This is a genomic window from Rhizobium altiplani (genome assembly GCF_001542405.1).
In the GTDB taxonomy this organism is placed as follows: Bacteria; Pseudomonadota; Alphaproteobacteria; order Rhizobiales; family Rhizobiaceae; genus Rhizobium; species Rhizobium altiplani.
Genome location: NZ_LNCD01000096.1, coordinates 14,175 through 27,971, shown reverse-complemented (window position 1 = coordinate 27,971; position 13,797 = coordinate 14,175). Strand labels below are relative to the sequence as shown.

Genomic DNA, 13,797 nt, shown 5'->3' with positions numbered 1-13,797 from the left:
GTGAGCGCAACGAATGGCCCACGGCTTTCGTGATTTGACTAAATAGGTTTCTGGCTTTCTGGCTCTCGGTCAGAACTTCTGCTTTGCCCGCTTCGGCATAAAATAGGTTCGGATATTGACGAGTGCTTCGGCGACGGCAGCAGCATCCTGGTGGGTCGCTTTCCGTTTTACCTCGCCGAGCTTGCGGATCGGCGCAATGATATCCCCAGTGACGGCATGACCTCGAAGGACAGGCTGCCAAAGCCTTGGCGCGTGTCGTGTTCCAATGAGAAAGCAGATGTCCCAATCAAATGGATCAAGGGTCTGATCATCGATCTGGGTGAACCTTGGCCGGTGGTCTTTCGGTCTCTCGGAAAGGCTTGCAGATATCCGATTATACTCTGCAACGATCGTCTGCACGGCCCGATGTTCGGTTGTTTCCATCGGCAGGTTTAGGGCATCCGGGCCGGTCAGTTCCGGGATCCATTGCCGTGGGTCGATGAACCTGGGGCCGATGATGAGGGCCGTAAGATAACCATCGAGTCTGCTCATTGACCAGATAGGCGATGGCGGACGACGTCTCCTGATAAAGGCTTCGAATGCGTCGTCATCGAGCTTCGGTCGCGGCGTCATCTCCTGGCTGTTCTGTGTCATGCCGCTTGTCGCTCCTGCTGTGTCATCGCTTCGCGTTCCGCCTTCCAGGCCCAAGGCAAAAGGCTCTCCATCTCGTTGGCTTTCACTTTGCCGGAGATGATGCGCTCCAGCACATCGGCAAGCCAGACGTCGGGGTCCACGCCGTTAAGCTTTGCCGTGTTCACGAGCGATGCCAGGACAGCGAAGGTCTTTCCACCCCGCTCGTTGCCCACGAATAATGAGTTCTTTCTCGTCAAAGCCACGGATTTCATGGAACGCTCGACGACATTGGAGTCCACCTCGATCCGGCCATCCTCTAGAAAGGCTGTCAATCCGCTCCAGTGGTTGAGCATGTAAGTGACTGCCTTGCCAAGTGCCGATTTCGACGACACCTCGTCGCTCAGTTCGGTGAGATGGACCTTCAGTTCTCTCATGATGGGAGCTGCCTCACGACGCCTGCCGCTAAGCCGGGTATCTTCATCTTCCCCTCGTAGTTTTGCTTCGATGCGATAGATTTCGGCAATCCTGGCAAGGATCGACAAGGCCTCCGAAGAGCCGGTCAGTTTGACGACGTCAACGAACTTTCGCCGTGCATGAGCGAGGCAGAAGGCCAGCCGCATGGGGGCAACGTTGCTCTTGCCGCGTCGTTTGACCATGGTTTTATAGGCTTGATATCCATCAACCTGAAGCACGCCGGCGAACGACGACAGTTGCCCCTCGATCTCGCGAGCGCTGCGGCTTTCGGCAAAAATGTAGGCCACCGCCGGCGGCGCCGGACCGTTCCATGGCCGATCGTCAACCGCTTGTGCCCATAACTGGCAGACCTTGGTTCGTTTGCGCCCCGGATCGAGGCGCGGAAGTGGCGTCTCGTCACAGAACACCCTCGGCTGCGAGCGGATGAAGGCGGTGAGTGCATCGTAGAGAAGTTCGAGCCACCAGGCGACCCGCGTGACCCATGCCCCGAGCGTACCGCGATCAATGATGACGCCGCAGGAGGCCAGCATCTGCGCCTGGCGATGCAGCGGCAAATGCCAGGCAAACTTCGAAACGGCGACATGGGCTGCAAACGCCGTGGTCACCATGCCGCCGTCCATGATGCGTGCTGGTGCGGGTGCTTGCACGATGCCACTCTCGCAAGCCCGGCATGCATAGCGTGGCCGGATCGTCCGTTTCACCCGGACTACTGCAGGCACGATGTCGAGCGCCTCGCTGACATCAGTGCCGATGCAATGAAGTTCGAACGAACAGCAGGGGCAAGTCTTGCTCGCTGGCTCGATGAGCTCGTCATAACGCGGAAGGTGTTTCGGCAAACGGCCGATATTGCGGGCTGGCGATCGCCGTGCCTGCGTTTTGTCTTCATCGACCGGCGCGACATCGTCATTGGCAGCAACGGGAATGTCGCCTAGATCGCCAAGATCGAGCATTGCCTGCGTTGGATCGATCGTCGTCATCTTCTCCGATTTCGTCCCGAAGAGCTGGCGCTCAAGGAAGGCAACGCGCGCCTTGAGATCGGCATTCTCTTCGTCGAGCGAGAGAATGATCCGGGTCAATTGCGCAGCATCCTGGGGCAAGGGATCGGGTCGAAGCGGCATGACAGACCCTACCACACGGGTCTGAATCTTCAAGCAAAACCAATAGGATCAGCCTGCTTTTGAGGGCCTCCTCACCGCGTTTCGTTTGACGCGCGTCCAGTCAATGCCGGCCAGCAAAAGCGAGAACTCCTGGGCACTCATCTGCATAGCGCCATCGCGGATCGGAGGCCAAACGAACTTGCCCGCCTCCAACCACTTCGTCGCTAGGATCATGCCTGATCCGTCCCAATAAATGCAGCGAAGCCGATCAAGACGCTTGGCGCGGAACACGAACACGTCGCCACAATAGGGATCGGCCGCAAGGGCTGACGCCACCAAAGCTACCAGGCCATTCATGCCGCGCCGGAAGTCGACGGGTTGCGTCGCAACCATGATCTTCACGCCATTTGGCGAAACTCCGATCACCGGCGCCCTCGCAACGCCGCTACCATCGCCTGCGCCAGTTCAGGCGCTACCGAGCCGATGACCGTCATGCGTGCGCCCGCAATCTCGATCTCAATTCGGCCAGCGAGAACCTCTGGGGCATTCGATGGCGAGCCTTCGTGTCGTGCGCCATCCCCAACCACTGTCACCGGCACGAACACGGCAGGCGGCAAACTAGTCTTTGCCGACCGTTGAGAGGTTAGTCCGGCTTCCCGTCGCCACACATTCAGCAAGCCGCGATTGACGCCCCAGCGCCTCGCAACAGCCGAAATGTTCACTTCAGGTTCTGCGCTCTCCGCGAGAATCCGCGCCTTCTCCTCGTCAGTCCAATTCCGCCGCTGCCGCCGACCGGTGATCACCTCGATCCGCCGATACTTTCCCTCATGCCTGGCTTCATGCATGCCTTCATCCATGACTTCAAGCATGGCATCAGCGCGATCTCCAACCATCCCGGTCCACTCCTATCAATGATAGAGCTTATCTCGAGGCCTCATTCACAAAAGAAAAGGTGGGCTGTTCGTCGCGCTCACGGAAAAATCATAGAGGAACGCGGCTTCCTGACTGCACAGGAACGCGCCGTGGGAAGCGGCGCGATGATCGTCGCCCTGGCCCAAGCCATCAGGGATGCGGGTTTCAACTACCAGCAACGCTTGCATGTCACCGCCGTCGATATCGACCGGCGCGCCGTCCACATGGCCTATATCCAGTTCTCGCTTCTGCATATTCCCGCAACGGTTCTGGTAGGCGACAGCCTCGCGATGCGGTTTCACGAGGAATGGCACACGCTGGCCCATGTCATCGGGGGCTGGAATGCGAAGCTCCGGAGAGCCGAGCGGGAAGGGAAGGGGCGCGCGCCGACGCCCTCGCCCGAAGCAACCGGCATTGACGTTGCGCAGCCTGTCAGGTCGCGCACAGCCGAACCAAAGGCACCGGCCTTTGATGTCGAAAAGACCGGCCAGCTCAGACTTTTCTGATTTTCACGGCAGGATTTAGAAAGGTGCTCGATTGCGTCGAGGCCGGGCAAGCCGATGTCAGGCTGAGACCGACGCCGGATTTCCTGCCCCGAGCCGCTATCGAAGCGGCGCGGGCCAGGGCGAGGGGTGCCCCTGGCGCCCCACCCCTCGCTGCTCCCCACCCGCCCATGAAAACGGAGCGCAAGAAGCGGGGGGCAGTCGATCCCGCTTCCCCTTCGGGCCACTTTGTTGAAGCTCCTGCGGCTGCCCTCTTTCCGCTCCTTGCGCGTCGAGAATTCCCGAAATCCCGGCCGGCGGCCGGCGCTATGCTGATTTCTCCGATATTCTTCATCTTTGCAGGATCGCACTCGCCGACCACGGTCGGGCAGCTTGCGACCGGTGTCCCGCGAGCCGCTGCATCTTGCAATTCCAGCCAATGCGGATTAAATGTGGTTACGTAACCACGAGTCTTGGAGGCTCGCCATGACCGTCACCACGCTTTCAGGTCGAGAACTCAATCAGGACCTTGGTCGTGCAAAGCGCGCCACCAAGGATGGGCCTGTGATCATCACTGACAGGGGACGGCCTGCGCATGTTCTCCTGTCTTTCGACGAGTACAAACGCCTCACAGGCAAGATGCGGACGCTCGGTGACATGCTGGCGGTGCCGGGGGCTGATGACGTCGACTTGCCGTTGCCGTCGCGCACCGAACATGCCCAACCGGTCGACCTGTCCTGATGCTGTTGCTCGATACCAATGTCGTGTCCGAACTGCGCAAGGTTGCGAGCGGCAAGGCTGATCCCAATGTCGTGGTCTGGAACGAAACCGTCGATCCAGCCGAGACCTTCATTTCCTCCGTCGTCCTGCATGAACTGGAGATCGGCGTTCGGTTGGTGGAGCGTAATGATGCAGCCGCCGGGAAGGTGCTGCGCAACTGGCTGGAAAATACCGTTCTCACCGCGTTTTCCGGCCGCATCCTGCCTCTCGACGAGGCGGCGGCCGTTCAGGCCGCCCAATGGCATGTGCCCAATCCCAAGCCGATCAATGACGCCTATATCGCGGCGACAGCCTTCACGCGGCGTATGACGCTGGTCACGCGCAATATCAAGGATTTCGAGGGTATGGGTGTCGCGCTCGCGAATCCGTGGGATCTTCCGACATAACATCCCTGCGTTTCCATTGAGATCGTTCGCTCTGTGTGGGCCATCGGCTCGTTGAGCCGACCGCGCTCTATGCCGATGGTACGGAACCGGCCTGCAGCCGTCTCCGCCGATTCCGGTAACGATCGCTTGCCCGGCGGGTCGCTGCGCACCCGGCGATGAGGTCCGTTCCGGTCCGCCTTGTTTTCGCCCCTGACATCGCCGGCCGCCCGGATCAAGGGGCAGGCGCGGCAAGCCGCTTGTCGCGTCGGATAAAATCGGCTTTCCGCCTGCGGCCGAACCTTCCGTTTTTCCCCGCCACGACCCCTTGACCCGAGCAACCGCCGCCGCGGGGCGGGCTTTCGCCCTCCCCCCTCTGTCCCGGGGAATGTCAGAGGCCATTCCCCGGAAAGACCGGGGAGGCTTCGCCCGAGGGGGCTTGCCCTTCGGGGTGGCAACGGGAAAACTTGGAGACAGACAATGAGCATCTACACCGAGACAGCACGTTTCGACACAGGCCGGGCGCTGACCGAAACCGAAATGCGCCGCATCGCCCCTTCCATCTTCGCCGTGACCGCCCACGAAAGCCGGTCCGAACGGTTCCAGCCCATTCCTACCATCGAGATCCTGCGCGGCCTCATGCGGGAAGGGTTCATGCCGGTTGGCGCCAAGCAGTCGCGTAGCCGCACCGAGGGCAAGGCCGATTTTACCAAGCACCTCATTCGCATGCGCCGCATCGACGACGGCAAGGTTTACAGCGTCGGCGACACCGTTTGCGAAATCCTCCTCAAGAACGCTAATGACGGAACCAGCGCCTACGAACTGATGGCAGGGCTTTTCCGCGTGCGTTGCCTGAACTCGCTGGTGACGCAGACCGGCACGATCGATGCGATCAAGGTGCGCCATTCCGGCGACGTGCAGCACAAGGTCATCGAGGGCACCTATCGCGTTCTCGGCGAGGCCGAACGCACGCTTGCCGCTCCGCAGGACTGGTCAACTCTGAAGTTAAACCGCGATGAAAGGGATATTCTCGCAGACGCGGCTCACGTCCTGCGATTTGGGGACGGCGAAGGCGAAACGACGACGCCGATCAAGGCCGAACAATTGCTCGCTCCCCGCCGTCATGATGATCGCGCCGAAGATCTCTGGACGGTCTGGAACGTGGTGCAGGAAAACGCCGTCAAGGGTGGATTGCGCGGCATTGGCTGCGACGATCTCGGTAGGCCACGCCGCATGAAGTCCCGCGCGGTGAACGGCATCGATCAGGATATCAAGCTCAACAAGGCGCTTTGGTTGATCGGTGAGAAGATGGCGGCGCTAAAAGCTGCGAAGTGATTGTTCAAGCAGCGAGCGCCGTCGGCACAGGGCGGCGCAGCTCCCAATTCGTCAAGACCACCGGATCGACCGGGTGAAGCTGCTTCCTGCCCCGAGCCGCTATCGAAGCGGCGCGGGCAGGGCGAGGGGTGCCCCTGGCGCCCCACCCCTCGCTGCTCCCCACCCGCCCATGAAAACGGAGCGCAAGAAGCGGGGGGCAGTCGATCCCGCTTCCCCTTCGGGCCACTTTGTTGAAGCTCCTGCGGCTGCCCTCTTTCCGCTCCTTGCGCGTCGAGAATTCCCGAAATCCCGGCCGGCGGCCGGCGCTATGCTGATTTCTCCGATATTCTTCATCTTTGCAGGATCGCGCCGTGCTCGTTTCACGTCGCGCTGGCGCGATCAAAAGTACAGAGTCTGCGCGTGAGCGCTGTCCGAAATCGTTTTCCAGCCGCAGCGCCGCCGGGCGGCGCGACCGCGGCCGGAGCGAGCCGCCGGCGAGCGGAGCAGGCGGAGGAAACCCGCGCTCCTATATAGCGCCGTAGGGTTTTCCGGAGCCTGGTGGGAAACGAACGCCTGACCTCCGCCGATGTGTTGAAGATCGTTCCTTCTATTCGGGCCATCCGCTCGCCGAGCGGATCGCGCTCTATGCCGATGGCACGGTGCCGGCCTTCCGCCGTCTCCGCCGATCCCGGTTAAGATCGCTTGTCCATCGGGCGCTTTGCACCCGGCGATGAGGCTCGTTCCGCGCCGTGTCTGTTTGTTTCGCCCCATGACATCGTCGGCCGCCCGGATCAAGGGGCAGGCGCGGCACAGCCGCTTGTCGCGCCGGAAAAAAAACGGCTTTCCGCCTGCGGCCGAACCTACCGTTTTTTCCCCGTCACGACCCCTTGACCCGCCCGACCGTCGCCGAGGGGCGGGCTATGCCCTCCCCCCTCTGTCCGGGGGAATGTCAGAGGCCATTCCCCCGGAAAGACCGGGGAGGCTTCGCCCGAGGGGGCTTGCCCTTCGGGGTGGCAACCGCAACCAACGGAGACAGACAATGACCGACTACGCAAACTTCATCCGCTTCGGTGAGAACAACACCCTTACCGGCAACATCGCTTCCATCTCCTACGACCTCGACATCACGGGCAAGGAAAACCGCAGCACCAACCCCGATGCGCCGGTTTACCGCCTCTTTGCAAAGTCCCCGAGGGGCCGGCAGGTCGAAATCGGTGCGGTCTGGCAGAGGAAGAACCAGAGCGGCGGCGACTATTACAGCCTTTCCATCAACACCGGCCATGGGCGGCTCAATGCCAATTTGGGCCGCTACCCCGGTCAGGACGACGAAGACCTGATGGCCGTCATTCCCTGGGATTGAGCCAGCGGATGGAACATCGGCCTCGCCCGTGGGGATTGCTCCGTGCGGGCGGGCCGAAAACCCCGAGGTTCTGCCCGGAGGGCAAGAGCCGCACTGTTTCGCGGAAAGAAGGAGATCACCCCAATGACAGAGACAATCACCGGCTATCTTATCGACGCCAAGGCCGGAACCATCCGCAGCGTGGAGATCAACCGGCAGGACGCCCTGAAATCCATCTATGCCCACATCGATTGCACGTGCATCGATGTTGTCCGGATCGGGGATTATCACATCGCCTATTGCGACGATAACGGCCTTGTCGACGGCCTCGACTGCTTTACGCAGCTGGCGAATTTTCCGTCGCCGCTTGCGGGGAACCTGCTCGTGACGGGCGTGAACGAGGAAGGCGACAGCGTTTCGCCGACACATTCCATCGATCTTGTCGCGGGCCAGTTCCTGATTTCGCGTGCCGTCTTCGATCCCGCTTTCGAGCATATCGATGAGCCGGGTATCATCGGCACCCGCGTTGCGGGTTTCACCATCCGGGTTCAGCAAAACCGGCCCGCAATTATCCGCCCGGAGGTCTGAACATGGCCGATCGGCAAAAAGAGGTCGAAGTGTACGATACCCCATCGAACCTGGGTGGCAGCTTCACCGTTTCAATCGTCGAGGAAATTGATGAGACAACCGTCAAGGTGCGCGTCTGGTACGGACGCGCCACCATCAACGGGTGGGAAACATGGCGGGAATGGGATGGCTCCATGTTCACCACGACGCGCGATCGCCTCTCGAAGAAGCGCATCATGCCGCTCTTTTCGAACCGCGCGTAGATCGGGAATCAGGAGAGGAGGGCCGGCACGGGCCCTTCTCTCAAGCGGGCTCTTCTGAACGGAAATGGCGTCTCGCCAACTGCTTAGGCCATCAGCCGAATGACGACTGCGCAGGGACCTGCGGACTCATGCACCCCGGGAGCCTGCGCCGGGGCGTCGAACCCCGGCGCAGGCTTTGCTGCGCATGGCCGGCCGTTTGCCGCCGGTCAATTGATCGTTTTTCTGCCGGCGCGAAGCCTCGATCCGTATCCGCGCGAGCGCTTCTGCCTGAGGAGTGCAAGGAAGAGTTCGACCGCTTCCTGCTCGTGCTGGAAATGATGCACCAGCCTCTGACCCGCAGCGCCGATGCGTCCCCATCGACGGATGAGGCACGCTTGACCGAACAGAGTCGGCTCGATCGACATGGCATAATAGCGGGCCATGTTTCTCGTCGGATCAATTCGCTCGATATAGAGCTGGTAGGGCTGTGCAATCATGGCCGCCAGGATCGCGCAACGCGGAGTCTGCGTCCAACGAGAGATGTGAATCGGTTGGCCTCGATTGATTCATCATGGTGATGGGTTCGACCGGAAAATGAGCAATCTGGGCGAGCCCCTGCGGGGACGGCTCTACTCGCGCCCAATGGCGCTCACGAAGCCCGCCAGCGGTCTTCGCCGATATCGGTGACGATCCTCGCGCAGGTGATAAAGCCAACTGGACCGGCCGGCCGGCTTCATCGCAAGGACATACCCTTGCACTCCCCCGCCGGCTGCGCCGGATGCGGACACGGCGCCCCTGGCGCCGTGGGTCTCCCTATCACTGACGCCCCATTGTCGCACGGCCTCTCCGGCGTAAAGGACATCGCGGCGCCCCTGCATTTTTGCATCTTGCCCCTGTCGGGGCCTTCACAAAAAATTGGTTCTCCGCTCGCCGCCCTGCGGCCGCTCACGCGGTCCCTGACCCCTCGATGCGCCAGTGCGGACACCTCTGCGTCAGAGACACAAAGGAGATTTTCGATGACAAAGAATGAAGTCAACGTCGTTGAAGCGGACGCAGCCGATTGCCTGGCCCTGAGGGAGTATTTCGACGGTGAGGTGCATCTGCCGGCCACGGTATCGAAAGACTTCCTGACTAAGGCGCTCCTGTACCTGATCGAGAAGAACGTGGAATTCGGCCTCTTTCACGATCCGGACACGTTCGTCATCGCCCATTTCGGCGGCGACGAGGACCATCTGCCGTCGCTGTGGTCCGATGGCTATTGGCGTATCGGCCGTGAGGACGCAGGGCTCGTCTCCGACGATGAGCCATGAGGCTTCGATCGGAGGCCTCAGTCGCCTCCGATCTCTTGGCCGGCGGCAGGCGAAGGCCGGGACCGTTCAGGCGCTATATCGATGATCGCGTGTCGCGGTTCCCGAGTTTCCCTAGCGGCGCGTGCGCCGCCCCGATGGAACCGGTTTGTCCCCACGCAGGCCTTCATGTCCTCCCTTCGGAACCAGATCGCTCGGCCGCACCGGAGCGGCGGATTGCCCGCGGTGAACACGATCTGCTCATCGCCGCGCATGCGCATGACCTCATAAGGCAGGATCAGAGGGCGGCGGCTCAGCTGCTTGGATAGCGAGCGCGACGATCCGGACGATTGGCTCGTGCGGCTCAGCTGATCCACCTCGATCGTCATCTCGCCGCAGCGTCTCGACAGATAATCTGCCGTCTCCGGATCGTTGATCGCCGCAAAGGATATCCACGACGCGGACTCGAACCATTTCGAGCTTGCGTCGCGACCGCCATAGGCTTCGCGCATCTGGCCGATCGACTGGAAGATCAGCGTCAGGCTGATGCCGTATTTGCGTCCCGCATCGCGCGCGGTTTCGAGAATGCGGAGATAGCCGAGCCGCGACACCTCATCGAGCAGGAAGAGCGTTCGCCCTGATACCTCGCCGTTGCGATTGTAGAGCGCATTGAGGAACGATCCGATGACGACGCGAGCGAGCCCGGGATGCGCTTCCAACACCTTCAGGTCAAGCGCGATGAAGATGTCGGTCTCGCCCTTGGCGAGCTCGTCCGTGGAGAAGCTGTTGCCCGAGACCAGCGCCGCATAGTTCGGATAGGAAAGCCAGTGCGTTTCCTTCACGGCATTGGCATAGACCCCGGAAAATGTCTCGGGCGTCATGTTGACGAACACCGCGACGTTCTCCTTCACAAACACGGATTCCGAGCCCTCGTAAATACGCGTCAGCCGCTCGCGCAGCTTCGGCTCGGGCTCGGAGAGATTGGCCCGGACGCGCCGCAGTGTTTGCTCCTTCTGGTCGGTATTGCCGGACAGGCAAACGTCGGCGATCAGGGCGGTGAGCAACTGCATGGCGGAGGCGCGGAAGAAGTCGTCACGCGCCGATGCCGCCCGCGCATTGTCGGTCATGATCCAGGTCGCGACCGCGACGATATCCTCTTCCTTCGTGCTGCCGAAACGGCCGATCCAGTCGAGCGCGTTGAAGCCGATCGCCGGCGTCTCCGGATCAAGCACGATCACCTTGCGACCGGCCTTGCGGCGATGATCGATGACCATCGGGGCAACTTCGCTGGATGGATCGAGTACCACCAGGCTGCCGCCCCATTTGAGCGAGGTCGGCACGGTCACCGATGTGGTCTTGAAGCCGCCGGAGCCGGCAAAGACGATGCCATGCGACGAGCCGAACGAGCCGTCGAAGCAGAGCAGTGGTGACTTGCCGCCGGCACCCCAGCTCTCGGCCACGTCGGCGCGAAACAACGTTGCTCCAACGCTGTCGCGATCGACACGATACCGTTCGCCAATGACAACGCCGCCACTGTCCGGAAACAGTTTTGCCGCTTCCGTCATGGTCATCCAGTCGGCGTCGCCATGGACCGCGCGTTTTCCGCGAACCCGCCGCGGCTCGGGTCTCGCAAACGCCGCATTGCCGCTGACGCCAACCCGGATCGCGAAGATGCCGGAGAAGATCGCAGCGGCCGCGCCGATCGACGTCGATGGATCGATATAGGAGAGGACGGATTGGCCCGCCGGCACATTTGCTGAGATGCCGAGTAGCCGTAGCGTTTCGCGCAACGCGGCGACCAGCACGACGACCACGCTTCCCGTCGCAACGCTCCAGCCCGCAGCCTTGATGTGCGCAGCACCGTTTGCGGCAAACAGAAAAATCACGCCGAGGCCGCCGGCGATCGCATAGGGAAGCGCCAGACCGACTCGACCGAGCATGAGCTTCGCCTGCGCCGTCTTGCCGAAGCCTGCGAGCCACTGCTCGATCCCGGGAACAAGGATGGTCGCTGCGATCATGATCGTCGCCGGCAGCAGGGCGAGCAACAACCTATTCAGCGTCATTGCCGAATCCCTTCGTCCCGATTGCCGTCATTCTCTCCCGCTCGTTGTCATCGCCCCGAATTCGTCCGGCCGCATCGATCAGCAGCCCGAGCAACAGCGCCCGCTTCTCGTAGCGCAAGCCCGCCTTGACGATCAGGCCGCCGAGCTCGATCTTTTCACGGGTGTCCTTCTTCCGGGCATCGTTCGCCATCGTCCGCCCCATCCGCTCAAGCCTCGCCAGCGCCGCTCTGAGCCGCACCAGTCTCGTCCTTCGTGGCCGATGCGCTACTGGGCTTGCCGTCGCCGGCATTTTTCTTTCCGTTCGCAACCCCTTTGCCTCCGCGAAACCGATGCGCAACCTGCTCCAACGCTGCCTGCAACTCGACCTCGTCGATCTCGATCTCGCCGAGGCCTGCCCGCAGTGCGACCCGGCCGATGCGTTCGGCTTCGCGTGTCTCGGCTGCTTTGAGCTGTTCCTGCAGGCGTGCGATCTCTTCCCTGATCTTCGATGATGGCTTCTTCATTCCGGTTGCCGCTCCTTGTGCGTCTGGCGTTCTCTCAGCGGCGCCAGACTCTCCCGAAAGGGCCGCCAGGCCAACATGCAGATCTGCATGTCGGCAAGGCCGACGCTTTGGGGCATGATCCCGCCGCTCGATGAGAGCGGATCCAAGGGCGCAATTATACGTCGCTAGCGCGACGTGGGTTTTGCCACCCTGGCCGGGCCGCTTCTCACGAGAGAACGAGGTTCGAACCGGGAGTTTCTCGCACCGTGGCCATCGCCCATTTCTCCGTCAGCATCGTCAGCCGCGGCGAAGGCCGCAGCGCCGTGTTGTCGGCGGCCTATCGGCATTGCGCGAAAATGGACTACGAGCGCGAGGCCCGCACCATTGATTACACCCGCAAGCAGGGCCTGTTGCATGAGGAATTTTCGCTGCCGGCCGATGCGCCTGCCTGGGCGCGGCAGCTGATTGCCGATCGCTCGATCTCCGGCGCCTCGGAAGCTTTCTGGAACCGAATCGAAGCCTTCGAAAAGCGTGCCGATGCGCAGCTTGCCAAGGACCTGACGATCGCGCTGCCGCTCGAAATGACAGCCGAGCAGAACATCGCGCTGGTACGGGATTTCGCCGACAAGCATGTTCTCGCCAAAGGCATGGTTGCTGACTGGGTCTATCACGACAATCCCGGCAATCCGCACATCCACCTGATGACGACGCTGCGTCCGCTGACCGAGGACGGCTTCGGGGCCAAGAAGGTCGCGGTTATGGGCGAGGATGGTCAGCCGCTGAAAACCAAAGCAGGCAAACAGGTCTACGAACTCTGGGCCGGAGGAGCAGTCGAGTTCAATGCGCTGCGCGACGGCTGGTTCGAGCGCCAGAACCATCATCTGGCGATGAACGGGATTTCGCTTCGTGTCGATGGCCGCTCCTACGAGAAGCAGGGCATCGCGCTCGAGCCGACCATTCACCTCGGCGTTGGCGCCAAGGCGATCGAGCGCAAGGCGGCGATGCATGGCGCCGTTCCAGAGCTCGAACGGCTCGAACTCAACGACAAACGCCGCGCCGAAAACACCCGCCGTATCCTGCGCAATCCGGCGATCGTGCTCGACCTGATCACGCGCGAGCAAAGCGTCTTCGACACCAGGGATGTCGCCAAGGTGCTGCATCGCTATGTCGATGATCCCGCGACCTTCCAGCAGCTGATGGCGCGCATTCTCCAGCAGCCCGAGGTACTGCGCCTGCAGCGCGACACGATCGATTTCGCGTCCGGAGAGAGGGTGCCGGCGCGCTTTACGACGCGGGCGATGATTGAGCTCGAAGCCGAGATGGCCAATCGCGCCATCTGGCTGTCGCGGCAAGCCTCGCACGGCGTGAAGCAGGTAGTCCTGCAGACGACTTTTGCTCGTCACGCACGCCTGTCGGATGAGCAGAAAACCGCGATCGAACATGTTGCAGGTCAAGCGCGGATCGCGGCAATCGTCGGCCGTGCCGGCGCCGGCAAGACGACGATGATGAAGGCGGCGCGGGAAGCCTGGGAGGCGGCTGGATATCGAGTCGTCGGTGGCGCGCTTGCCGGCAAGGCGGCCGAGGGGCTGGAGAAGGAAGCCGGCATCCAGAGCCGGACGCTGTCGTCTTGGGAATTGCGCTGGCAGCGGGGTCGGGATGGCATCGACGCAAAGACCGTCTTCGTGATCGACGAGGCCGGCATGGTCGCCTCGAAACAGATGGCCGGCTTTGTCGAAGCTGTTGTCGGGGCGGGCGCTAAACTCGTTCTTGTCGGCGATCCCGACC

At 61.8% G+C, this 13,797-nt stretch carries 18 protein-coding genes; 9 read left to right on the top strand and 9 right to left on the bottom strand.

Annotation, left to right across the window (positions count from 1 at the left end; genetic code table 11):
- Nucleotides 1-69: 69 nt before the first annotated feature.
- Genes AS026_RS23185 through tnpA form a run of 4 tightly spaced genes read right to left on the bottom strand, consistent with a single transcriptional unit; the run spans nt 70 to nt 3,076 of the window.
- Nucleotides 70-633 carry a UPF0149 family protein gene (locus AS026_RS23185; protein ID WP_062368490.1) on the bottom strand — a complete coding sequence of 188 codons (564 nt, stop codon included), beginning with the start codon at nt 631-633 and terminating at the stop codon, nt 70-72.
- Nucleotides 630-2,204 carry an IS66 family transposase gene (tnpC, locus tag AS026_RS23180; RefSeq protein ID WP_028749712.1) on the bottom strand — a complete coding sequence of 525 codons (1,575 nt, stop codon included), beginning with the start codon at nt 2,202-2,204 and terminating at the stop codon, nt 630-632. The genes AS026_RS23185 and tnpC overlap by 4 nt, the downstream gene beginning before the upstream one ends.
- A gap of 48 nt (nt 2,205-2,252) precedes the next feature.
- Nucleotides 2,253-2,609: an IS66 family insertion sequence element accessory protein TnpB gene (gene tnpB, locus AS026_RS23175; RefSeq protein ID WP_028749713.1), complete on the bottom strand. Its 357-nt coding sequence runs from the start codon at nt 2,607-2,609 to the stop codon at nt 2,253-2,255.
- Entirely contained in the window at nt 2,606-3,076 is a 471-nt protein-coding gene (tnpA, locus tag AS026_RS23170; protein WP_062368489.1) for an IS66-like element accessory protein TnpA, read from the bottom strand. Before tnpA ends, tnpB begins: the two co-directional genes overlap by 4 nt.
- A gap of 144 nt (nt 3,077-3,220) precedes the next feature.
- On the opposite strand from tnpA, the gene AS026_RS23165 reads away from it, so the two are divergent.
- The 7 genes from AS026_RS23165 to AS026_RS23130 all read left to right on the top strand — a co-directional run bounded on the left by AS026_RS23165 (nt 3,221) and on the right by AS026_RS23130 (nt 8,202).
- The gene (locus AS026_RS23165; RefSeq protein WP_062371854.1) at nt 3,221-3,601 is read left to right on the top strand and encodes a hypothetical protein; all 381 of its coding nucleotides are present in this window, start codon (nt 3,221-3,223) and stop codon (nt 3,599-3,601) included.
- A 462-nt stretch (nt 3,602-4,063) separates the two neighbouring features.
- Nucleotides 4,064-4,318, top strand: a complete 255-nt coding sequence (locus AS026_RS23160) for a type II toxin-antitoxin system Phd/YefM family antitoxin (protein ID WP_028749709.1) — start codon at nt 4,064-4,066, stop codon at nt 4,316-4,318.
- On the top strand, nt 4,318-4,743 hold the full coding sequence (locus AS026_RS23155) for a type II toxin-antitoxin system VapC family toxin (protein WP_028749708.1): 426 nt from the start codon (nt 4,318-4,320) through the stop codon (nt 4,741-4,743). The genes AS026_RS23160 and AS026_RS23155 overlap by 1 nt, the downstream gene beginning before the upstream one ends.
- Nucleotides 4,744-5,199: 456 nt before the next feature.
- Nucleotides 5,200-6,054, top strand: coding sequence for a DUF932 domain-containing protein (locus AS026_RS23150; RefSeq protein WP_028749707.1), 855 nt, complete (start codon nt 5,200-5,202; stop codon nt 6,052-6,054).
- A 1,018-nt stretch (nt 6,055-7,072) separates the two neighbouring features.
- A complete protein-coding gene (locus AS026_RS23140; RefSeq protein ID WP_028748397.1) occupies nt 7,073-7,393 on the top strand; it encodes a DUF736 domain-containing protein in 321 nt (106 codons plus the stop codon).
- A gap of 123 nt (nt 7,394-7,516) precedes the next feature.
- Complete coding sequence (locus AS026_RS23135) at nt 7,517-7,960, top strand: DUF3846 domain-containing protein (RefSeq protein ID WP_028748398.1); 444 nt, start codon at nt 7,517-7,519, stop codon at nt 7,958-7,960.
- 2 nt (nt 7,961-7,962) lie between these two features.
- Nucleotides 7,963-8,202 carry a hypothetical protein gene (locus tag AS026_RS23130; protein WP_028748399.1) on the top strand — a complete coding sequence of 80 codons (240 nt, stop codon included), beginning with the start codon at nt 7,963-7,965 and terminating at the stop codon, nt 8,200-8,202.
- 206 nt (nt 8,203-8,408) lie between these two features.
- Here AS026_RS23130 and AS026_RS23125 read toward each other — a convergent pair whose 3' ends face one another.
- Entirely contained in the window at nt 8,409-8,678 is a 270-nt protein-coding gene (locus AS026_RS23125) for a WGR domain-containing protein (RefSeq protein WP_028748400.1), read from the bottom strand.
- A 132-nt stretch (nt 8,679-8,810) separates the two neighbouring features.
- Nucleotides 8,811-9,059: a hypothetical protein gene (locus AS026_RS23120; RefSeq protein WP_028748401.1), complete on the bottom strand. Its 249-nt coding sequence runs from the start codon at nt 9,057-9,059 to the stop codon at nt 8,811-8,813.
- Between the two features lie 138 nt (nt 9,060-9,197).
- Between AS026_RS23120 and AS026_RS23115 the strand changes: the two genes are divergently transcribed.
- Nucleotides 9,198-9,491 carry a hypothetical protein gene (locus AS026_RS23115; RefSeq protein WP_028748402.1) on the top strand — a complete coding sequence of 98 codons (294 nt, stop codon included), beginning with the start codon at nt 9,198-9,200 and terminating at the stop codon, nt 9,489-9,491.
- Nucleotides 9,492-9,508: 17 nt separating this feature from the next.
- Here AS026_RS23115 and traG read toward each other — a convergent pair whose 3' ends face one another.
- The 3 genes from traG to traC are packed head-to-tail and all read right to left on the bottom strand — an operon-like array spanning nt 9,509 to nt 12,033.
- Complete coding sequence (gene traG / locus AS026_RS23110; protein ID WP_081687996.1) at nt 9,509-11,530, bottom strand: Ti-type conjugative transfer system protein TraG; 2,022 nt, start codon at nt 11,528-11,530, stop codon at nt 9,509-9,511.
- Nucleotides 11,517-11,732: a type IV conjugative transfer system coupling protein TraD gene (gene traD / locus AS026_RS23105; protein ID WP_028748403.1), complete on the bottom strand. Its 216-nt coding sequence runs from the start codon at nt 11,730-11,732 to the stop codon at nt 11,517-11,519. The genes traG and traD overlap by 14 nt, the downstream gene beginning before the upstream one ends.
- A gap of 4 nt (nt 11,733-11,736) precedes the next feature.
- On the bottom strand, nt 11,737-12,033 hold the full coding sequence (traC, locus tag AS026_RS23100) for a conjugal transfer protein TraC (RefSeq protein WP_028748404.1): 297 nt from the start codon (nt 12,031-12,033) through the stop codon (nt 11,737-11,739).
- A 245-nt stretch (nt 12,034-12,278) separates the two neighbouring features.
- On the opposite strand from traC, the gene traA reads away from it, so the two are divergent.
- A partial coding sequence (traA, locus tag AS026_RS43585; RefSeq protein WP_245307588.1) for a Ti-type conjugative transfer relaxase TraA occupies nt 12,279-13,797 on the top strand: 1,519 nt, incomplete at its 3' end.